This is a genomic window from Streptomyces sp. NPDC020747 (assembly GCF_044334695.1).
In the GTDB taxonomy this organism is placed as follows: Bacteria; Actinomycetota; Actinomycetes; order Streptomycetales; family Streptomycetaceae; genus Streptomyces.
Genome location: NZ_JBIRTJ010000014.1, coordinates 276484 through 296701, shown reverse-complemented (window position 1 = coordinate 296701; position 20218 = coordinate 276484). Strand labels below are relative to the sequence as shown.

Here is a 20218-nt window from a genome sequence, read left to right as displayed (position 1 = left end):
GTGGATCAGGCGGCGGAGTCGAGGACGGCGAGGACCCGGAGCATCGGGCGGCCGGTGGTGAGGAGCGAGTCGGCCAGGCCCGTGAGCTTGGACTTGGTGTCCCCGCCCGCCAGCGTCGGCTGTTCCCAGTCGCCCAGGCGTTCCTTGTACTTCTCGATCGGGTCGAGCAGCGCCCTGTCCCAGTCGTCACTGTGGCGGCGCAGGAAGTCCTCCGCCGCTGCCAGGGCGCCGGGGATGCCCGCGCTCAGCGCGTCGAGGTCGTGGGAGCGGAGCGGGTTCGCCATCGTCGGGCCGACGCCCGCGCGGCGCAGTACGGTCACCATGTCCTCGGGCTCGGCCCCGGCCCGTACGGCCATCCACTTGACCACCGTCGGCCGGCCGAGCGCGTTGGAGAAGATGCCCTGGATCAGATAGGTGGGGGCCTCCACGTCCGCCGTGATGACGGGGGCCTCCTGACGGCCGAGGCGCACCAGGACCTTGTCCGTCAGCCACTCGACGACCGGGTGGAGATCGGTCAGCAGCGAGATCTCCGGCCAGCTGGACGTCGACGACTCCCGGGCCCGTACCAGCGACAGGTCCGCCAGCTTGCGGTTCAGGGTCACCAACAGGCGTTCGTGCAGGCGCTGTTCGCGGCGGTAGTCCGGTGGCAGCGCCTTCATGCGGTGCATCAGGTCCGACGGCGGCCTGAAGGAGATCAGGCCCGACTCCGCGTCCTGGTCCAGGTCCAGCTGCCGTTGCGCGTCCGGGAATGCCTCGCGTACCGCCTCGTCGATGAACTCGCGGGTTCCGGTGAAGAGGCGCGGCACGTCCGCGGGGGCGGGTGGCGCCTCGTCGTCCGCCTCCTGGGGGTCGTCGCCCACGGCGCCGAAGAAGTCCGCGAGGAAGTCCGTGCCGGAGTCCTCGGCCGCTGCCGCCTTGGCCGTCGCGTCCAGGGACTCGTCGACCGTACGGCCGCGCAGCAGGTCCTGGATGAGGGACTTCTCCTCCGCGTCGGCGCGGTACAGGCCCGAGACCGCCTCCGCCGTGCCGAGGCTGCGGTGCGCCTCGTCCTCACGCTCAAGAAGGCGTTCGGCGACCGTGCGGTCGTCCTTCGCGCCGTCGACCCCGCTCGTCAGGATCATCGCGCGGAACTGCGGCTGATGGGACTGGCCGTAGCGGTCGATACGGCCGTTGCGCTGTTCGATACGGATCAGGGACCACGGCACGTCGTAGTGGACGAGCTGGTGGCACTGGCGGTGGAGGTTGACGCCCTCGGACGCCACATCACCCGTGAACAGCATGCGGACCGGGGTGTCCGCCAGGCCGAAGTCCTCGACGCACTGCATCTGTTGCTCGTCGGACAGGCCGCCGTGCATGACCCGCGCGGCCTCCTGCAACGCCTTCCCCCTGAAGCCGAGAGCCGCCGGAACCGCCTTGCGCAGCCACTCCAGCGTCTGGACACGCTCGGAGAAGACGACGACCCGGGTGTTGCTCTTCGGGCCGACCCCGATCGCTCGGAGCTGCTCCACGAGAGCCGTGAACTTCGCCGAGTCCGCCTCCGACATGTCGGCGGTGAGGTCCTTCAGGCGGTGCAGGGCGGCCAGTTCGGGGCCCGGAACCGCGTATTCCTTCGCGGTGAGCGTCTTGATCCGGGCGTTGACCGTCGCCGCCAGCGCCACGTGCGAGGAGAGGAAGGACTTCAGCACCGTGTAGGGGAAGAGGCGGCTCTCGCTCACCGAGGACGTGTCCGGGTCCTGCGGCAGCCACACCTGTGCCAGCTCCTCGAAGACCCTCTCCTCGGCCGGCGTCGCCGTACAGTGCACCGACTCGCTCGGGCCGCGGTCCGCCCACTGGCCCTTCATCTGGTCGCGGACCTCGGGACTGACCTTCGTACGGCGGATGAAGAGATGCTTGATGTCGTCCGCGTCATAGCGCTCCGGGTCACGGATCGCGGCGGGGTCGAGGAGCGAGATCAGCTCGGCGAAGGAACGGGCGTCGCCGTTGTGCGGAGTCGCCGAGGCCAGGATCAGGGCGTCGGTCTGCGGGGCGAGGAGACGGGCGAGCTGGTTGCGGAGCGAGCCGCGGTTGATGAGGTTGTGCGACTCGTCGATGACGACCGCGTCCCAGCGGATGTGTTCCAGGTGGTGCTTGTACTGGTCGGTGTTCTTGAGTGTGTCGATGGAGACGATGACACGCTTGAAGTACGTGAACGGGTTGCGGCCGGCCGGGATCTCACGCTGGATGCGCTCGATGCCCACCGAGTCCAGGCGGATGAGCGGGATCGCGAAACGCGTCCACAGTTCGTGCTGGAACTGCTCCAGGACGTGCTGCGGGGTGACGACGAGAATGCGCTCACCACGACCGCGGCGGATCAACTCGGCCAGCGTCAGGCCGATTTCGAGTGTCTTGCCGAGACCGACCACGTCCGCGATGAGCATGCGCGGGCGCAGGTTCCTGCCGGACAGCGCGAGTTGCGCCGGGCGGTGCTGATAGGGCAGCGGGTCGAGCAGGAAGCTGTCCGCCAGGGCCAGGCCGCGCTCGGACTGGGGGAGGGGCGTCTTGCGCAGGACGGCTTCGAGGAAGAGGCGGCTGCGGCGGAAGGTGGGGGAGTCGTCGGCGATCAGCTTGGTGCGGCGCGGGTCCATCAGCTGCACGTCGTCGAGCGCGGTGAAGAAGACGGCTTCCTGGTCCCGTACGAACTCCGAGACGCCCACCGCCTCGATACGGTCACCGTCGTGGTCCGTGTGCGTGACGTTCCGTACGAGCCATTCCTCGTCCCGGACCTCGATCTGCGAACCGGGCGGGTACTTGGCGGTTTCCGGAGCCTCCGGAGTTTCCGGAGTCTCTCCCGGCGCGCTGCCCTGCTGGGCGTCCCGAGCGACGTCGGCCTGGTCGACGGTCACGTGCGCTGCCTCCTGTGCTGATGTGTCGTGCGGGGTGCGGGCTTCCCGTGTCCGGCGGTGCCTCGGGGTGGTCCGGGGTCAGAACTTCGCGCGCTGGGCGTAGGTCTCGCGCAACTGCTGGGCGACACGCTTGGCTTGGGCGGAGGTGCGGAGCGGCCCCGGGCCGGTGCGCTCCCGCCCACGGTGGGCCGCCGGTGGAGTGCCGGGGGCCGCGACGGGCCGGACGGGCGGCTGATCGGGGACGGCTGGGCTGGGCTCGGCCTTGACCGTGGGGGTGTACACGGCGGGGGCGGCGGCGTCCTGGGGGAGGGGAACAGTGGGCGCGGTGGCGCCCGGCGACTGGGGAAGCGCCGCTGTGGTCAGGTCCGCGAACGCGGCGGCATCCGTGGCGTCCACGGCATCCATGGCATCCATCGGAGTGGCGGGGACGGCGGGGACCGCGGGTACGTCGGGAACGGGCGGAGTGTCCTGGACCGTGGTCGCCGCGGTGTGCGCGGTGAGGCGACGCCGGGCCTGGGCGATCTTGAGACCCTGGGCCTCGATCACGGCGCGGCACGCCTTGACGACCGCCGACAGGTCGGGCCGGGCCTGCGGGTCGTACGAGAGCATCGCCGTGAGGAGCGGGACGAGTTCCTCCGGGGCTCCGGTCAGGTCCGGCCGCGCGTCCGCCTTGGTGATCAGGTGGAAGAGGGCGTGGATGTTGTCGGCCTGGAACGGGTAGTGGCCGGTCGCCGCGTACAACAGGACGGCGCCGAGCGCGTACACGTCGACGGGCGAGGTGAGCGGCTTGACGCCGTTGGCCTGCTCGGGGGCCATGCACGCGGGGGTGCCGAGCACGGTGTTCGGGGCGGTGAGAGACGCGCTCGACTCGGTGAACACCGCGAGGCCGAAGTCGATGATCTTCGGGCCGTTCGGTCCTAGGAGGATGTTCGCGGGCTTGAGGTCGCGGTGAAGCAGGTCCTGCTTGTGGACTCCGGCGAGGGCTTCCGCGAGCGTGGCACCCAAGGAGGCGGCCAGCACCAGGGGCAGGGAGCCATGGGTGTGGATGTGCTTCCGAAGGTCCGGCCCGTCGATGTACTCCGTGGCCAGCCAGGGCTGTTCGGCCTCGGCGTCCGCGTCGAGGAACGCCGCGATGCGCGGGCCCCAGATCGTCTTGAGGACCTCGATCTCCTGGGCGAAGCGCAGACGCGTCTCGGAGTCGACCACCGAGGGCTTGATGACCTTCACCGCCGCGGGCTCTCCACCGGGCGACTCACCGAGGTAGACCTGGCCCATTCCGCCGTGACCGATGCGGCCGAGCAGCTCGAATCCGCCGAGCTCGGTCGGATCCTCGGGGCTCAGCGGAGCCGCGTTCACGTAGGTCGTCCTTTCGCCCTGGTCAGCCGCTGTATGTCAGCAGTCGTAACCGTAGTCGACGGCAGGGGCGCCGGGACCGGGTCTTGCGTGATCGGGACTTGCCCCTTCTCGTCCCGGGCGTCTGGGGCCTGCCCCCGATTGCGTACATCCCGATTGCGTACATAAAGAACGTGGCCACTACGACAATCGTCACACCCCCGAAACGCATGGACCCCATACCCTCCAGGAACCCGACCTACCGTAAGCACCACTTGTAAGCGCCACCCGTATACATCGCTCGCAAACACCACCGCCAAGGCCGACGTCGCCCGAAGGCATGCCACCCGCAACCGCCCTCGTCCCGACAGGAGCCCCGTGCCCGTGCCGCGACCCTTCTCCGTTGTCTCCGTTGCCCTGCCTCCCTGGCTCACGCATGCGCTGCGTGCGCAGAGGGGGCCCGTGCCGTGGAACGCCGTCGTGCGCGGGGCGCTCGCCGCCGGGCCGTTGTTGCTCGCGGCCGTGCTCGTCGGGCGGGAGTCCGTCGGGGTGATGGCCGCCCTGGGAGCCATGCTCGCCGGGATCAACGACCGGCCCGGGAGCCGGCGCACCGCCGTGCATCGCATCGGGGTGCCCGGGCTCGCCGGGGCCGCGGGGCTCGTCGTCGGTACGTACGCGGGGGAGGGCCTCGGGGCCGTTCCGCTGACCTTGACACTCACCGCGCTCGGGCTGCTCGCCGGGGCCGTGAGCGCCGTGGGGCCCGTGTCCTCCGGGGCCGGTACGCAGCTGCTCGTCGCCGCGGCCATCGGGGCCGGGATGCCGCTGCCCGAACCCGGGTGGCAGCGAGCGTTGTTCTTCCTGGCCGGAGCCGGCTGGCTGATCGTGCTGCGGCTTGTGCTGCCCACACCCGGGGCCCTCGCCCATGACTTCCGGTTCGACGGGGAGCGGGTGGCCGTCGCGGACGTCTACGACGCCATCGCCGAGTTGCTCTCCGCTGCCGGCGGCGAGCAGGCCGGGGCCCGGCGGGCCGCCCTCACCGCCGCGCTCGACCATGCGCAGGACGCGCTCGCGGGGCCCCGGCTGCGGCGGTACGCCAGTTCCTCCGCCGAGCGGCGGCTACGGGCGCAGTACGCCGCCGCGTTGCCGCTCGCCGAGGCCGCGACCGCGCTGGCCTGGGCCGGGGACGCGCTGCTCGCCCGTACGGCGGAGGGGCCGCGTCGGCTCGCCGCCGCCGTACGGACCGGCGAGCCCTGCGGGCCGCTGCCCGCGCCCGCCCGGTCCGTACCCGGACTGCGCGCCCTCGACGACGCACTCCTGCACGCCGCCGAGACCTTCGACCGCGGTGGCAGGAAGACCGGCGACCAGCGGACCGGTAGCCGGCAGACCGGCGACAACCAGATCGGTGGCCGGCAGACCGGCGGCAGGCAGGCCGGCGGCAGCGACACCGACGGCGAGAAGACCCGCAGCGACAAGGCCGATGACAAGCGCGGCGCTTCCCTCCACGGCAACTCCGGCGCCAACCCCCTAGACCGTGGCGCCCGGCAGACCGCGCACAAGGGCCTGCGCCTACGGCCCTTCCGCGCCAAGGCACTGCTCCGCACGGTCACCGGTCAGGGTGGCCGTGAGTACGGCTTCCGTGTCGCCCTCTGCTACGGCGCCAGCGCGGCCGTCGCGCAGGCCCTGCACCACGTGCACTGGTACTGGCTGCCGGCCACCGCCGTCTTCCTCGTGAAGCCGGACCTCGGGCCGCTCGTCTCGCGTGTGCTGAACCGGGCGGCCGGCACCGTCCTGGGGGCCCTCGTCTTCGCGGGGTTCGCGGCCGTGCTGCCCCGGCCGGAGGGGCTGGTGGCGCTCGTGGCGATCAGCGGAGCCCTGATACCCGTCGCCACCAGGCACTTCGCCGCGCAGACCGCCGTCGTCACCGTCCTTGTGCTCTCCCTCGTCATGGTCGGCGGGGCGCCGGAAGCCTCCTGGAGCCGTATCGGCGAGACGCTGCTGGCCTGCGCGATCGTGCTGATCGTGGGCCATCTGCCGGCCCCGGGACAGCGCGGCGGGAACGTGAAGGCCCGCCTCGCCTCCGCCACCGACGCCGCCCACGCGTATCTCACCCACGTGCTGAGCGGCGCCGACGACCGGGCCGCCCGCTGGGCGCTGCGCCGAGAGGCCTACCGGAAGCTGGCCGAGGCCCGGGCCGCGATCGACCGCGCCGCCGCCGAACTGCCCACCCTGGCCCGGCACACGGAGGGCACCGACGAGGTCGCCGCCACCCTCGAACGCCTCGTCGACACCACCACCGCCTGCGCCGTCCACCTCGACGACACGGGCCGGCTCACCCCGCGGCACACCGAGCGCCTCGCCACCCTCCTCGACGAACTCGTGGAGCAGCGCGAACGCGCCGGCCTCGCGGACGACCCTCCGGCCGACCGCCTCAGCGCCTGAGCGACGAACAGGCTTCCCCGAGGGTTCCTCTCAGGACTCAACCCGCATCCACACCGGCGCGTGGTCCGACCCCGCCGCGTCCCGCCGGGCACCCGCGTTCCCGTCGACCGACGGAAGCGCGGGTGCCCGGACCGGCGTCCCCGTGCCCGCCCGGGTCACATGGTCGAGCAGCAGCCGGCTGACCAGTATGTGGTCGATCAGTTCGGGGCGGCCGGAGTGGACGCGGGAGAAACGCTGCTCCTCCGGTATGAGGGGCGCGATGTTCCAGAGCCGGGCCGCGTCGCCCTGGTCGGGCCGTTCGAAGCCCGGCGTACCGATCTCGGAACCGGGCGGACCCTGAAGGATCTGGGTTGTGGCGGCCGCCACCTCGTCGTTGAGGTCGCCGAGCACGGCCACGTTCCGCTCCTTGCCCCTGCCGTCGAGGAGGTCGTCCGCGACGGCACGCAGCGTCGTGGCCTCGGCCGCCCGCCGGTACAGGGCGTACGCGCCGTAGCGGGCCCGTTCGCCCTCGTTCCGCGGCTGGAACCGGCCGCCCGGGAAGGTCAGCAGCTTCGACTTGAGATGGCAGACCGCCACGGTCAGGGTCATCCCCGGGATCGTGATCTCCGCGGCCAGGAAGCCGCGGCCCGTCCGGGAGACGGGCTCACCGTCGTCGTCGCCCTGCACCGGTCGCAGCGGTGCGGGGAACGAGTTCGAGTCGATGACCGTCCGCGGTTCCGGGCGGCTGAGGAAACCGACCCTGATGCCGCGGCTGTCCGGATGCTCCGAGAGCGCGATGTGCCAGTCGCCGTCCAGCATCCCCGCCAGGTCCGCCAGCGCCTCCGGATCTCCGACCTCCTGCACGCCGAGCAGCGTGGGGTCGAGTTCCGTGACGACCGAGGCCAGAGCGGTGAGCTTCGCCTTGTACGCGGTCTCGCTGCGCGGTCCGAACGCGCCGCCGGGCCGGTACAGGTTCTCCAGGTTCCAGGTGCCGAGGAGCATGCCGGGCTCCTTCCCGGACGCGCCGTCCAAGGGGCGCCGCCCGTCGAATGATGAGGCCAGCGTGCGCGGGAAACCGCCGGGGCGACAGGGCCGGCACAGGATGCGCGGTTCACGTCACCCGACGGCACGATCCCGTCGTACCGTGGCGTGATGACCTCGCCCGAGCCCACGCCCGACGCGACGACCAACAGCTCTGCCGGTGAAACCGGTCTCCCGGCCGATCTCGTCATCACCCGCTGCACCGCCCTCGTGCACGACGAACGCGAACAGATCGGCTTCGTCGAGGACGCCACCATCGTCGTACGGGCCGGCCGTATCGAGGCGGTCACCACCGGACCGGTCGATCTCCCCGCCGCGGAGCACACCGTGCGCATCGACGCCCGCGGCCAGGTCGCGATGCCAGGCCTCGTCAACTGCCATACGCACTCCCCGATGGTCACCCTGCGCGGCATCGCGGAGGACCTGCCCATCGAGGAGTGGTTCAACGAGTTCGTCTGGCCCATCGAGTCCAACCTCCAGGAGAAGGACGTGGAGTTGGGCGCGCGGCTCGCCTGCGCCGAGATGATCCGGGGCGGGGTCACCTGCTTCGCCGACCACTACTTCTCGATGGACACGGTCGCCGCCGTGACCGCCGAGAGCGGGATGCGCGCCAACCTCGGACAGGCGTTCTTCTCCTCCCAGGGCGCCGAGGGACGCGAGCAGTCGCTGGACTTCGCCCTCCGCCACCGCGACACCGCCGACGGCCGCATCACCACCTCGCTCGCGCCGCACGCCCCGTACACCGTCGAGGACGCCGACCTCGCCGCCACCGCCCGACTCGCCGACGAACACGGCCTGTTGGTGCACATCCACGCCTCCGAGAACCGCGACCAGGCCGACACCGGCCTCGCCCGCCACGGCCGCACCCCCATCGAGGTGCTGGCCGGCGCAGGACTCCTCGACACCGACCTGCTCATCGCGCACGGCACCGGCATCATGGAGCGCGACCTGCCCGTACTCGCCCGCGCCACCGGCCGGATCGCCGTGGCCAGCGCGCCCCGGGGCTACCTCAAGTTCGCCTGGCCCACGACGACTCCGGTACGTGCCCTGCGCGAGCTCGGCATCTCCGTGGGCCTCGCCACGGACGGGGCCGCGTCCAACAACTCCCTGGACGTGTGGGAGTCCATGGCCCTCACCGCGCTGGTGCAGAAGTTCACCGAGAGCGACCCGCGCCGGCTGACCTCCCGACAGGCCCTGCACCACGCGACGTTGCAGAGCGCGCGGGCGGTCGGCCTCGGCGAGGAGATCGGCAGCCTCGCGCCGGGCCGCCGGGCCGACATCATCCTCGTCGACGTGAGCGGCCCGCACACCCAGCCCGTGCACGACCTCGCCGCCACCCTCGTGCACAGCGCCCGCTCCGGCGACGTACGCACGACGATCGTCGACGGGCGGGTGATCATGCGCGACCGCGAGCTGCTCACCCTCGATGTGCCCGCGATCGTGCGGGAGATGAACGAACGGATGCCCGCCCTGATCGACCGGAGCCACGGCAAGCGGATCCAGGACTACGACACGTGAGCGCTCCGCTGGGTGTGCGGCTCGTTTGGGTATGCGGTTCGTTCTGCTGCGGGCTTGTGGGGGCTTGTCGCGCAGTTCCCCGCGCCCCCCAACGGGGCGCTTAGGGTGGGCCCATGTCCACTGATCAGGACCTTCTCACCGATGGCCTTCTCGCCCATCCGTACGCCGTCTACGACCGGCTGCGCGACACCGCGCCCGTGCACCGTGTCGTCGGCCCCGACGGCAGCCCCGCCTGGCTGGTCACGCGCTACGACGACGTACGCGAGTCCCTGGCGAACCCGCTCCTCTCGCTGGACAAGAGGCATGCGCTGCCCGGGAATTACAAGGGCTTCGCTCTGCCGCCCGCCCTGGACGCGAACCTCCTCAACATGGACCCGCCCGACCACACCCGCATCCGCCGCCTGGTCGGCCGGGCCTTCACAACGCGCCGCGTCGAGCAACTGCGCGCCCCCATCAGGCAGACCGCCGACCGGCTTCTCGACGCACTGGGCGCCCACGGCAGCGCGGACCTGATCGCCGCGTACGCCGCGCCCCTCCCCATCACCGTCATCTGCGACCTGCTCGGCGTACCGGACAAGCACCGCCGCGACTTCCGGGACTGGACCGACGCGCTCGTCGCGCCCGACCCGGCCAGGCCGCAGGCCGCCAAGGAAGCCGTCGTGGCGATGCTTGGCTTCTTCACCCAACTCCTCGCGGACAAGCGGAAGGAGCCCGCCGACGACCTGCTCTCCGACCTCATCGCGGTCAGGGACGACAGCGACAGCGCGGGGAACGGCCGGCTCACCGAGGACGAGCTGATGTCGCTCGCCTTCCTCATCCTCTTCGCGGGATACGAGAACACGGTGCAGCTCATCGGCACCGCGGTCCTCGCGCTGCTCCAGCACCCCGACCAACTGGCCGCTCTCCGCGCGGACCCCGCCCGACTTCCGGCCGCCACCGAGGAGTTCGTCCGCTACGACGGACCTGCCCTGCTGGCCATCCGCCGCTTCCCGCGGGAGGACGTGACGATCGGCGACGTCACCGTTCCGGCGGGCGAGACGGTCCTGCTGTCCCTGGCCGCCGCCAACCGTGACCCCCGCCGCTTCCCGGACGCCGACCGGTTCGACCTCGGGCGCGACGCCGGCGGACATCTCGCGCTCGGCCACGGCATCCATTACTGCCTGGGCGCACCACTGGCCCGCCTGGAGACGGAGATCGCCCTGGCCGCCCTGCTGGAACGCCTCCCTGACCTGAAGCTTGACGGCGACCCGGGGGACCTCCGGTGGCGACCGTCTCTCCGCGCCCGGGGCCTGCTCACGCTTCCGGTGACGTACTGATGCCGCGGACGTACTGATGCACTGAGGCACCGGCCGAAAGAAATTCCGCGCCCCACCGATGAGTTCCGCCCCTCCCTCCGGTCCACCCAGGGAAAGCACCGCACCGGAGGAGGGGCAGATGACGCTTCCGCGGATCGTGTCGCGCGACGAGTGGCGCGGCGCACGCGAGGAACTGCTGGTCAGGGAGAAGGCAGCGACCCGCGCGCGCGACGCGCTGAACGCCGAGCGGCGACGACTGCCGATGGTCGAGATCGACAAGGAGTACGTCTTCGAGGGCGGGGACGGCAAGGCGACGCTGTTCGACCTCTTCGAAGGGCGGCCTCAACTCGTCGTCTACCACTTCATGTTCGCGCCGGAGTGGGACTCCGGCTGCCGCAGCTGCTCGGGCTTCGTCGACCAGATCGGGCACCTCGCGCATCTGCGCGCGCGGGGCACCGAGTTCGCGGTGGTCTCCAGGGCGCCGTACACGAAGATCCTGCCCTTCAAGGCGCGGATGGGATGGACGGTGCCCTGGTACTCGTCGTACGGCAACGACTTCAACCACGACTTCCAGGTGTCGTTCGAGGGCCACGACAGCAGCGCCGGCGGCCAGAGCCACGACCCGTACGAACGGCCCGGGGTGAGCTGTTTCCTCCGCGACCGTGAGCGGGTCTTCCACACGTACTCGACGTACGAGCGCGGACTGGACGGACTGGGCTCCACCACGAGTCTCCTGGACCTCACCGCCCTCGGCCGGCAGGAGGAGTGGGAGCGGCCGCAGGGGCGCGCGTCGGCACTGGACGCGCCCGCCGGCAGCGAGCGCGTCCGGTACCACGACGAGTACGAGGACTGAGTACGAGGACTGGGTTCGAGGTGTGATGGCCTCGTGTCAGCTACGTCTCAGTAACGTCACTTCGCGAGACGTCCACCCCATGTTTGGCGTTTAACTCTTCAAGGGCTCTCAGGAGATCTCAGGAGAGCAGCGCTACATGGAGGTGCAACGTGGTGAACGGGCGAACGGTGCTGGAGCGCTTTCCCGCCGGTGGGCCGCGTGGTTCGTGGCCGGCCGAGGAGTTCGCGCAGGCACGCCGCCTGGAGGGGCAGCACGTCGAGGTCGTGATGGATCTGTCGACGGACGCCTTCCTGGTGGTCGTGCGGGAACTCGCCGAGTGAGGCGCCCCCGGCGTAAGACGCACCGGCCTTCAGCCGGCCCTCAACCGGCCTTGGGCGCCGGCACCTTGGCGGCGAACTGCTCCGCCTGGAGCGAGTACAGCTCGGCGTAGACCCCGCCCGAGGACAGCAGCTCATCCGGAGTGCCGGACTCCACGAGCCGGCCCTGGTCGAGGACGTGCACCAGGTCGGCGTGGCGCACCGACGCGAGGCGGTGTGTGATGAGGACGACCGTCTGACCGGTACCCGCGAGGGCCCGGATCTTCTCGAAGACCTCCAGCTCGGCACGGGCGTCGAGAGCCGCCGTCGGCTCGTCCACGACCAGGATCGCGCCCCTGCGGTAGGCCGCCCGCGCGATACCGAGCCGCTGCCACTGGCCGCCCGACAACTCGTGGCCGCCGCTGAACATCCGGGCCAGCAGCGTGTCCAGACCGCGCGGCAGATCGTCCACCACGTCCTCGGCGCCCGCCTCGGTGACGGACGTGCGCAGCCGCTCGTCGGTGAGCGGCGCCGAGGTCCGGCCGATCGCGACGTTCACCCGGGCGGTGAACGGCCACCTCTTGAAGTCCTGCGCCACCATCGCGATGCGCTCGGCGAGTTGATGCCGGTCGGCGGTCGCCGCGTCCACGCCGTCCCACAGGATCCGGCCCCGCTGCGGCGCGTACAGGCCCGACAACAGCTTGACCAGGGTGGTCTTCCCGGAGCCGTTCTCCCCGACGAGCGCCACGATCTTGCCGAGCGGCAAAGTGAGCGTCAGGTCCGACAGCGCGGGGCGGGCCGCACTGCCCGGATAGGTGAACGTGACGTCCTCGAAGCGGATCTCGCGCGGATCCTCGGGCAGCGGCACGCCGCCGACCGGGATCGCGCGCTCGGCCGCCTCCACGTACAGACGTTGAAGATCCCCGACGAACAGGGCTTCCTCATGGAGGGTGTTGACCTCAAGTACGAGCGTGTCGAGGCTCGCGGAGCCCGTACGGATCGCGATCACCGCCGTGCCCGCCACGGACAGCGCCATCGCGCCGGCCAGCAGCAGCCCGCCGAGTGTCGCGTACGTCGCCACGGTGGCAAGTCCGGTCCAGGCGGCCGCGATCAGCCCGGTCCGCGCCTCCAGACGGGCGAGCCGGGCCTGTTCCGCCTCCGCGTACTCCGACATCGCGCGGAAGTGCCGCAGCAGGAAGGGGCCGACCCCGTGGACGCGGATCTCCGGCGCGGCGGCGGGCTCGGTGAGCAGACCGCTGATCAGCCGGCCGGCCCGCGCGTGCTGCACCCAGGCGTGCCACGACGCGTAGCGGCGCCGGGCTATGGTCAGTGCGCTCCACGCGCTCGGCAGCGTCATCGTCACCAGGAGCGGCAGCAGTGCCGCGTGCAGCACGGTGAGGACACCGGCAGCCGCGACCAGCGAGATCATCGCGTTCACCACACGCGTGGCGATCCCGATCATGCGCCGGGCGGACGAGGCTCCGTACTGTGCCGTGTCCAGCAGTTTGTGGAAGGCCTCGTCCTCGATCGCGGACAGCTCGACCGCCGCGGCCCGCTCCAGATACAGCTCCGTAGCGACGCGCTCCACCTTCGGTTCGAGCCGGCCCGTGGCGTACGTCGAGGCGGCCCGCAGCAGTGCGGCCAGCAGCATCACGACGGCGACCGTGACGAGCGCGGGCACCGCGTCACGCAGCCGGTCCTGCACCGGGCCGGTCGCCATCAGCCGCCCCAGGACGCTGTTGACGGCGAGCAGACTCACCGCCTGGGCGAGGCCCCGGCCCACCTCCGCGCTCAGCACGATCCGTGCGGCCTGGCGGTCCGCCTGCCAGGCGAGCCGGAAGCTGGACGCCAGCAGCGAGGGCAGCCGCGTCACCATGGCCCGGAAGTTCAGCTCCATGAACGCGTCGGAGTGCTGCGACCAGCCCATGTCGTAGCGCAGAGGGCCGCCGAAGAGCAGCCGCTCGGACTCGGACGGTTCGGGTTCGGAGGGTTTGGACGGTTCGGGCCCGGACGGGTCGGGTTCGGCCGCGCCGGGCTTCCCGTTCACGGATCCCGTCTTCACGGTTCCCGCCGGCCCGGTCCTCCCCGCCCTGCCGGTCTTCTTCGTGGTTCTCCGCCCGGTCTTCTTCGCAGCTCCCGCAGATTCCGCCGGTCCCACCGGTGACCTCCCCCGATCGTGGACGAACGGCCACTATCGCGGCGCGGGACGTCATCGGGCAGGGCGCGCGCCCGGTCCGCCACGGCGTAACCGGAGCACGCCCGGGCGCTTAGGGCCGCGCGCTGTGTGTGTGGGGGGCGAAGGGGCGCGGGGCTGTGACATAAGCGGCTCCGCCGCGGGGCGCGACCAGCCCACGACTATCCGCAGACGAATGCAGCGCACCCCAGCGGAGCGCTCACGCGCTGACGGGCCTCGTCCAGGCCGGTGGAGTCCCCGTCAGCCGGCACAGCGCCAGATAGAGCGGGATCGGCGGCGTGTAGGGAAGCGTGCCGCCGGGTCTGTGGATGAGCCCGGGGAGGCCGGGCGAGGCGGGTACGAGCGCCCCCGTGGCGTAGTGCGCGGGCGCGGGCCACTCCAGGGCGACGTCGGAGTCGGAGGGTACGAGCCACCACCAGTGCGTGCTGTCGGCGTACACACAGCCGACGCGTGGCAGGCGGGGCATCAGCAGCGGGCCGAGTCTCGCGGGCATGGCCACCGCGTCACAGCCCAGTGGTGCCCGCATGCCCTCCGGTACGGTCAGCCGCCGCGAAGGCCCGGTCCCGGACGTCGTCCGCAGGCCGCGCTCCAGGCGGACCAGCGTGTCCAGGTTCAGCACCCGTGGCGCACCGGCCGACGTTGCCCTCACACCCATTCAGCCCCGTCCGTTCTCCAAATTTTCCGAACCGTCCGGAAACGGCTGTCGCCGCACCAGCCGGGAAGCGGCTGGAACGATTCAGGTCACTACCAGTCGTGCCCGGCCGGGGGCGGCTGCGAGCCGTTCGGCTCCGCGTGCGCGTGTTCCCCGGTCGGCGAGGAGCCGGCTGGGGCCGGCCGGCTCCTCGCACTCCAGCCCAGGTCCGACCGCGGCTCGGCGCCGTTGTTCGCCGAGCGCGGAAGGTCGGCCCAGACCAGAAGTCCGGGACCGGTTTCCTGGGCGCCCCAGGCTGTGCACATCGCCGCGACGAGAAGCAATCCCCTCCCGTGCTCCTCCTCGGGACGCTGTGGCGACGGGTGGGGCTCACCCGGCGCACACCCCTCGTCACGGACGGCTATCCGCACCAGCTCACCGCCGTCGTGCAGCTCGCACACCACATGGCGGCTGGCCGTGTGCACTATGGCGTTGGTGACCAGCTCGGAGACGACGAGCTCCGCCGTGTCGCAGGTGTCCTCACAGACCGACCAGCCCGACAGCCGGGCACGCGTCAGATGCCGGGCCTGTGCTGCGGAGCCCGGATGTGCGGCCAGCTCGAAGCGGAACCGACGCTCGGCTGCCACCTCGGGGCGTACCCCAGCGGCGGCACCGAGACGGAACCGGTCCTCGGCTGCGTCTGTTCCTAACGGCGCGGACGGAATCACGCTTGCCACTATCTCCCCGTCGTGAACACTTGGCAAGTGTCACTCTGGAAATTGCAGAGTGCAGTGTTCCGGGTCGTATGGCCATGGCACACTGCTCGCAACAGCACGTGGCGCGGCGTCAGTTGGGTACCCGGTCCGGGGCCCGAACGGGCGCCGCCCGGGCTGTCCGGACAAAGTGGAGGTGGACGTGAGCGAGCCGCGGTCCGCGCCGACGGTCGGGCAGGTCGTCCTCGGACGACGCCTGCTCGACCTGCGGGAACGCGCGGGGCTCAAGCGCGAGGAGGCGGCGCGGATCCTGCGCGTCACCTCCGCCACCGTCCGCCGCATGGAGATGGCCGAGGTAGCGCTCAAAATCCCGTACCTCCAGCTCCTGCTGAAGTCGTACGGCGTCTCCGACGAAGAGGCCGAGGCCTTCGTCGCCCTGGCGGAGGAGGCGAACCTGCCGGGCTGGTGGCAGCGCTTCCACGACATCCTGCCGGGCTGGTTCTCGATGTACGTCAGCCTGGAGGGCGCGGCCGTCCTCATCCGCTCGTACGAACCCCACTTCGTCCCCGGAGTGCTGCAGACCGAGGAGTACGCGCGTGGCGTCATGGAATCCGGCGCCATCGGCCAGACCAGACCCGAGGACATCGAGCGCCATGTGGCGCTGCGCATGCAACGCCAGGAGCTGCTGACGCGCGAGGGCGCGCCCCGGTTCTGGGCCGTGATGGACGAGACCGCCGTGCGCCGCCCCGTCGGCGGCCCCGAGGTCATGCGCGCCCAGATCGACCGGCTGCTCGAGGCCACGAAGCTGCCGAACGTGACGCTGCAGATCGCCCCCTTCTCCTCGGGGCCGCACGCGGGCACGTACGGGCCCTTCGTGCTGTTCCGCTTTGCCATGCCCGAACTTCCGGACATGGTCTACAGCGAGTACCTGACCGGCGCCGTCTACCTGGACGGACGTACCGAGGTGGCAACCCACCTCGAGGTCATGGACCGCATGGCGGCGCAGGCCGCCACGGCACATCGCACGAAGGAGATCCTGCTGGATCTCCGCAAGGAGCTGTGAATGGATCGCATCAAGACCCGGATACGCAACGCGCGGATCTACAACGGCATGCCCGCCAGGGAACTGGGCAGCGAAGGCTGGCACAAGCCGTGGAGCGGCGGCAACGGCGGCAACTGCCTGGAGGCGATGAAGCTCTCCGACGGCCGGATCGCGGTCCGTCAGTCGGCGGATCCGGACGGCCCCGCCCTCATCTACACCCCCGGCGAGATGACCGCGTTCATTCAGGGAGCCAAGGCGGGGGATGCAGACTTCCTGCTCTCCTGAGGCCGCCCACCGGCCGGTCCTTGATCCGCACCTACTTGTCCCACGTGCTTCCTACCTTGGCATTCAGTTGATCCAGTGACCCAGTCGATTCACCACCAGGACCACATGCGCCGAGGCGCGTCCACCAGCCGGCTCACCGCCACGATCGGGAACGGTGGCTGCTCGGCGCGGTCCTGGCCGAGGCTCAGCGCGTAGTAGATCTGCTCGATCGAAGGCGGTCCGACCGCGAGGTTGCGCCGGACCGCCGCCGACGGGGACTCCTGCCCGGCCTGCACGAGATACGCCGCGGCCATCGTCCCCGTACGGCCCACACCCGCCCCACAGTGCACGAACACCGGCCCCGGGGCCGCGCCCACGACGCTCAGGAAGCGTCGTACCTGGTGCGGCGTCGGGGTCTGTCCGTCCCGGATCGGCAGCCGTACGGCAATCGGGCCGGCCCTGCCCGGCCCGGCCGGCTGGGCGGCGCTCAGGTCCTCGGCCCGCAGGTCGACGACCGTGGTGAAGCCGAGCCTGGCCGGCTCCCGGTAGCCCGCGGGGGAGGGCGCGGCGCCCCGCCACAGCTCCCCTTCGGCGTCCACGGGCTGGAAGTGGTGGATGCCCTGAACCGCGTGTGTCCCCTCCGGCTCGGGGGTCTGTTCCCGGGTCCAGTACGACAGCGCGAGGATGCCCAGCGCACCGGTCGCCCAGAGGGCGAGATAGCCGAGACCGAGTCCGGTGAGCACTCTCAGCACGGTTCGGCGCGGGGATCTGCGCGGACGGCCGGTGGGCAGGTGGTGCGGGGAGGGGACGGAACGACGACAGCCATGGGCGACCCGGAGGCCCGCCCACGCGGGCCGCGAGCATCGGCTGCACCAGCACGGCCATCGGAGCGACCGTGCCGTCCGGCCGGTGCGCCGAGTCGAGCACGGTCCGCACGGCCGCACGGAACTCGTGCCGGCCCTGTACGTCAAGGACTGACGCGAACTGCCCCGCCAGGGACGACTCCTGGGTGTCCTCCCGCGGCGAGGAGGACCGTACGACGAGGGGGCGTGTGCCGTCGGCGGAGAGCTCCCGCCAGGCGCGGCGCAGCCCTTCCGGATCGGCGTCGCCGGCTCGCTCGCCGTGCGGCACTACGAACCCCGGCAGCCCGGCCAGCGCGGCACGCGCGAGATGCGCCGCCTTGGAGCCGGCGAACGGGATGCGCGCGGCTCGCGGATCACTCAAGGGGACGGCTTCCGCCAATGGCACCGTTTCCGCCAAGGGGACGGCGTTCGCCAAGGGGACCGCTTCCGCGGTGGGTTGAGGCACTTCGGGGGCGGCCTGAGGAAACCGGGAGGCCAGTGGATCGCGTATGCGGGGGACACCGCCCGGGTCGTCCCCGTCGCGCGCACCGTCTCCATGACGTTCGTAAACCGTCGTCATCGAACACCCCCCAGGACCGACCGCCAACAGGGGGGACGCGCGGGGGTGGCCCTGCGCCTGACGACGGAACGAAGGATGGGGGCGGGTTCCTGCCCGACCGGGGTACGGCCGCGACAACGACACGCCTCCTACAGCCGAGGATCCCACCCGTTGTTGTGTGACATGTCACCCGGAGGTCGGATTCCGGCCGACCGCCTGCTCCTCACCCAGTGCTCACCCAGCTCCCAGTGCTCACCTGGCTCCCAGCACTCACGGCTCACGCACTGCTCACACCTCACGCAGCGCGCTCACGGTGGCGGCAGCGCCGCGCACAACGCCTCCAGCGCGGCCCCGTACGCATGCTCCGAAGGCGTCGCGTATCCGACGACCAGGCCGTCCGGCGCGGCCATGGCCGACTCCGGATGCCGGAACTCCGCGAGCCCGTCCAGCGCGAGGCCCTGCCACACGGCGGCCTTCACGGCGGACTGCTCGCTCCCGGGCGGCAGCCGCAGCACCGCGTGGAGCCCGGCCGCGATCCCGGTGACCTCGACATGCGGCGCGTGCACGGCGAGCGCGTCGACCAGCCGGTCCCGCCGCTTCCGGTACCGCTGGCGCATCCGCCGTACATGACGGTCGTACGCACCCGAGGCGACGAAGTCCGCGAGCGTCAGCTGGTCCAGGGTGCTCGCCCACGCCTCCCGTTCGCCCTTGACCTCCAGGACCCCCTCGACGTACCGCTCCGGAAGGACCATCCAGCCCAGCCGCAACGCGGGTGACAGGCTCTTGCTGACCGAGCCGATGTGCACGACCCGCTCCGGGTCCAGGCCCTGGACGGCCCCCACGGGCTTGCGGTCGTAGCGGAACTCACCGTCGTAGTCGTCCTCCAGAACCACCCCTCCACGCGCGCGTGCCCAGTCGATCACGGCGGCCCGCCGCGCGGGATGCAGTGGTCCACCGGTCGGGAACTGGTGCGCGGGCGTGAGCAGTACGGCCCGCTCCCTGCCCAGGCCGTCGACCCGGGCGCCGTCCTCGTCGAGCGGCAGCGGGACGGTCCGCACGCCCGCCGCCGTCAGCAACTCGCGGTGGAAGGCGAGGCCGTACGACTCGACGGCCAGCGGACCCCTCAGCACCTGCGGGAACAGCAGCCTCAGGGCGTGCGCGAAGCCCGAGCAGATCACGATCCGCCCCGGCTCGGTACGGACGCCGCGCGCGCGGGCGAGGTACTCCGTGAGCGCCACCCGCAGTTCGATCCGGCCGGCGGGATCACCGGGCCCGAACGCCTCGTTGGGAGCCTGCCGCAGAGCCCGCCGGTACGAGGCCAGCCACGCGGCACGCGGGAACGACGACGCGTCCGGCGTGCCCTGCCGCAGGTCGTGTCGCGGTCCACGCGCGCGTGGGGGTGCCTTCTTGGGTACGCGCGCGTGCGCGCCCAACGGCTCGGCCCGCTCGGCGACCAGGGTGCCCGAACCCTGCCGCGCGGTCAGCCATCCCTCGGCCACGAGCTCGGCGTACGCGTCGGCCACCGTGTTGCGGGCCACGCCCAGGTCGGCGGCGAGCGAGCGGTACGGAGGGAGCCGGGTGCCCGGGGCGAGACGTCCACTGCGGACCGCCTCGCGCAGGGCACGGATCAGAGCGGCACGGCGGCCACCTGGACCGGACAGTTCCAGATGCAGGTCGGCGCCGATGCGCTCCGCCGAATTGACCCATGAATCCGCCATGGAAATGCACCCTACAGGGGGTCTTTTGAGCTCGTAGATTCATAGTCATGACGACGAACACGACGAACACGACGAACACGACGCACCTGGCGCACCTGACGACGAACACGACGACGAGCGCCCGGATCAACTTCGCGAAGGCCGCTCCGAAGGCGTTCCGCGCCCTCGTCGGCTTCGACATCGCGGCCCGTGAGGGGCTCGACCCGGCCCTCGTCGAGCTGATCCAGATCCGCGCCTCGCACCTCAACCACTGCGCGTACTGCCTCCACATGCACACCAACGACGCGCGCAAGGCCGGCGAGAGCGAGGACCGGCTGCACATGGTCGCCGTGTGGCGCGAGGCCCCGCACTTCTTCACCGAGAAGGAGCGCGCGGCCCTCGCCCTGACGGAGGCGGTGACCCTGGTCGCCGACGGAGGTGTCCCGGACGACGTCTACGCGGAGGCCGCGGCCCGGTTCGACGAAAAGGAACTGGCCCAGGTACTGGCCCTGATCTTCGCGATCAACACCTGGAACCGGGTCGCCCTGGCGACCGCGAAGATGGCGGGGACGGACGAACGCTGAAGAGCGGGAGCGGGAGCGAGGGGGGGGCGGGAGTCGAGCGGCGGGTGGCGGGCGTGA

At 71.4% G+C, this 20218-nt stretch carries 16 protein-coding genes and 1 pseudogene; 8 read left to right on the top strand and 9 right to left on the bottom strand.

Annotation, left to right across the window (positions count from 1 at the left end; translation table 11 throughout):
- Positions 1-5 precede the first annotated feature (5 nt).
- Together ACH4YP_RS33730 and ACH4YP_RS33725 are read right to left on the bottom strand one after the other, a co-directional pair.
- A complete protein-coding gene (locus ACH4YP_RS33730; RefSeq protein WP_398494620.1) occupies positions 6-2768 on the bottom strand; it encodes a DEAD/DEAH box helicase in 2763 nt (920 codons plus the stop codon).
- 192 nt (positions 2769-2960) lie between these two features.
- Positions 2961-4238 carry a protein kinase gene (locus tag ACH4YP_RS33725; protein WP_398494585.1) on the bottom strand — a complete coding sequence of 426 codons (1278 nt, stop codon included), beginning with the start codon at positions 4236-4238 and terminating at the stop codon, positions 2961-2963.
- Positions 4239-4676: 438 nt separating this feature from the next.
- Here ACH4YP_RS33725 and ACH4YP_RS33720 point away from each other — a divergent pair, with 438 nt between their 5' ends.
- Complete coding sequence (locus ACH4YP_RS33720) at positions 4677-6653, top strand: FUSC family protein (protein ID WP_398494583.1); 1977 nt, start codon at positions 4677-4679, stop codon at positions 6651-6653.
- A 30-nt stretch (positions 6654-6683) separates the two neighbouring features.
- Here ACH4YP_RS33720 and ACH4YP_RS33715 read toward each other — a convergent pair whose 3' ends face one another.
- A complete protein-coding gene (locus ACH4YP_RS33715; protein ID WP_398494582.1) occupies positions 6684-7634 on the bottom strand; it encodes an endonuclease/exonuclease/phosphatase family protein in 951 nt (316 codons plus the stop codon).
- Positions 7635-7784: 150 nt separating this feature from the next.
- Between ACH4YP_RS33715 and ACH4YP_RS33710 the strand changes: the two genes are divergently transcribed.
- From ACH4YP_RS33710 to ACH4YP_RS33695, 4 genes are all read left to right on the top strand, one after another.
- The gene (locus ACH4YP_RS33710; RefSeq protein ID WP_398494580.1) at positions 7785-9191 is read left to right on the top strand and encodes an amidohydrolase; all 1407 of its coding nucleotides are present in this window, start codon (positions 7785-7787) and stop codon (positions 9189-9191) included.
- A 113-nt stretch (positions 9192-9304) separates the two neighbouring features.
- Positions 9305-10507, top strand: coding sequence for a cytochrome P450 (locus ACH4YP_RS33705; protein WP_398494578.1), 1203 nt, complete (start codon positions 9305-9307; stop codon positions 10505-10507).
- A 118-nt stretch (positions 10508-10625) separates the two neighbouring features.
- Positions 10626-11339 (top strand): DUF899 domain-containing protein, encoded by a 714-nt coding sequence (locus tag ACH4YP_RS33700; protein ID WP_398494576.1) that lies wholly within the window; start codon positions 10626-10628, stop codon positions 11337-11339.
- Positions 11340-11488: 149 nt separating this feature from the next.
- Positions 11489-11659 (top strand): hypothetical protein, encoded by a 171-nt coding sequence (locus ACH4YP_RS33695; RefSeq protein WP_186001198.1) that lies wholly within the window; start codon positions 11489-11491, stop codon positions 11657-11659.
- Between the two features lie 40 nt (positions 11660-11699).
- Here ACH4YP_RS33695 and ACH4YP_RS33690 read toward each other — a convergent pair whose 3' ends face one another.
- The 3 genes from ACH4YP_RS33690 to ACH4YP_RS33680 form a co-directional block, all read right to left on the bottom strand.
- Positions 11700-13562 carry an ABC transporter ATP-binding protein gene (locus tag ACH4YP_RS33690; protein ID WP_398494619.1) on the bottom strand — a complete coding sequence of 621 codons (1863 nt, stop codon included), beginning with the start codon at positions 13560-13562 and terminating at the stop codon, positions 11700-11702.
- Positions 13563-14028: 466 nt separating this feature from the next.
- The gene (locus ACH4YP_RS33685) at positions 14029-14484 is read right to left on the bottom strand and encodes a hypothetical protein (RefSeq protein ID WP_361052880.1); all 456 of its coding nucleotides are present in this window, start codon (positions 14482-14484) and stop codon (positions 14029-14031) included.
- Positions 14485-14573: 89 nt separating this feature from the next.
- Entirely contained in the window at positions 14574-15197 is a 624-nt protein-coding gene (locus tag ACH4YP_RS33680; protein ID WP_361052877.1) for an ATP-binding protein, read from the bottom strand.
- 178 nt (positions 15198-15375) lie between these two features.
- Between ACH4YP_RS33680 and ACH4YP_RS33675 the strand changes: the two genes are divergently transcribed.
- Both ACH4YP_RS33675 and ACH4YP_RS33670 read left to right on the top strand, forming a co-directional pair.
- Positions 15376-16236 (top strand): helix-turn-helix transcriptional regulator, encoded by an 861-nt coding sequence (locus ACH4YP_RS33675; RefSeq protein ID WP_200398948.1) that lies wholly within the window; start codon positions 15376-15378, stop codon positions 16234-16236.
- A complete protein-coding gene (locus tag ACH4YP_RS33670) occupies positions 16237-16500 on the top strand; it encodes a DUF397 domain-containing protein (protein ID WP_361052874.1) in 264 nt (87 codons plus the stop codon). It begins immediately after the preceding gene.
- 89 nt (positions 16501-16589) lie between these two features.
- Here the strand turns inward: ACH4YP_RS33670 and ACH4YP_RS33665 are convergent, their stop codons facing one another.
- The 3 genes and pseudogenes from ACH4YP_RS33665 to ACH4YP_RS33655 all read right to left on the bottom strand — a co-directional run bounded on the left by ACH4YP_RS33665 (position 16590) and on the right by ACH4YP_RS33655 (position 19598).
- Positions 16590-17222 carry a tyrosine-protein phosphatase gene (locus ACH4YP_RS33665; RefSeq protein ID WP_361052871.1) on the bottom strand — a complete coding sequence of 211 codons (633 nt, stop codon included), beginning with the start codon at positions 17220-17222 and terminating at the stop codon, positions 16590-16592.
- A gap of 169 nt (positions 17223-17391) precedes the next feature.
- Positions 17392-17901, bottom strand: a pseudogene (locus ACH4YP_RS33660) (PEP/pyruvate-binding domain-containing protein); the annotation flags it as partial.
- A gap of 287 nt (positions 17902-18188) precedes the next feature.
- A complete protein-coding gene (locus tag ACH4YP_RS33655; protein ID WP_398494574.1) occupies positions 18189-19598 on the bottom strand; it encodes a PLP-dependent aminotransferase family protein in 1410 nt (469 codons plus the stop codon).
- Positions 19599-19645: 47 nt separating this feature from the next.
- Between ACH4YP_RS33655 and ACH4YP_RS33650 the strand changes: the two genes are divergently transcribed.
- Positions 19646-20161, top strand: coding sequence for a carboxymuconolactone decarboxylase family protein (locus tag ACH4YP_RS33650; protein WP_398494572.1), 516 nt, complete (start codon positions 19646-19648; stop codon positions 20159-20161).
- Positions 20162-20218 lie beyond the last annotated feature (57 nt).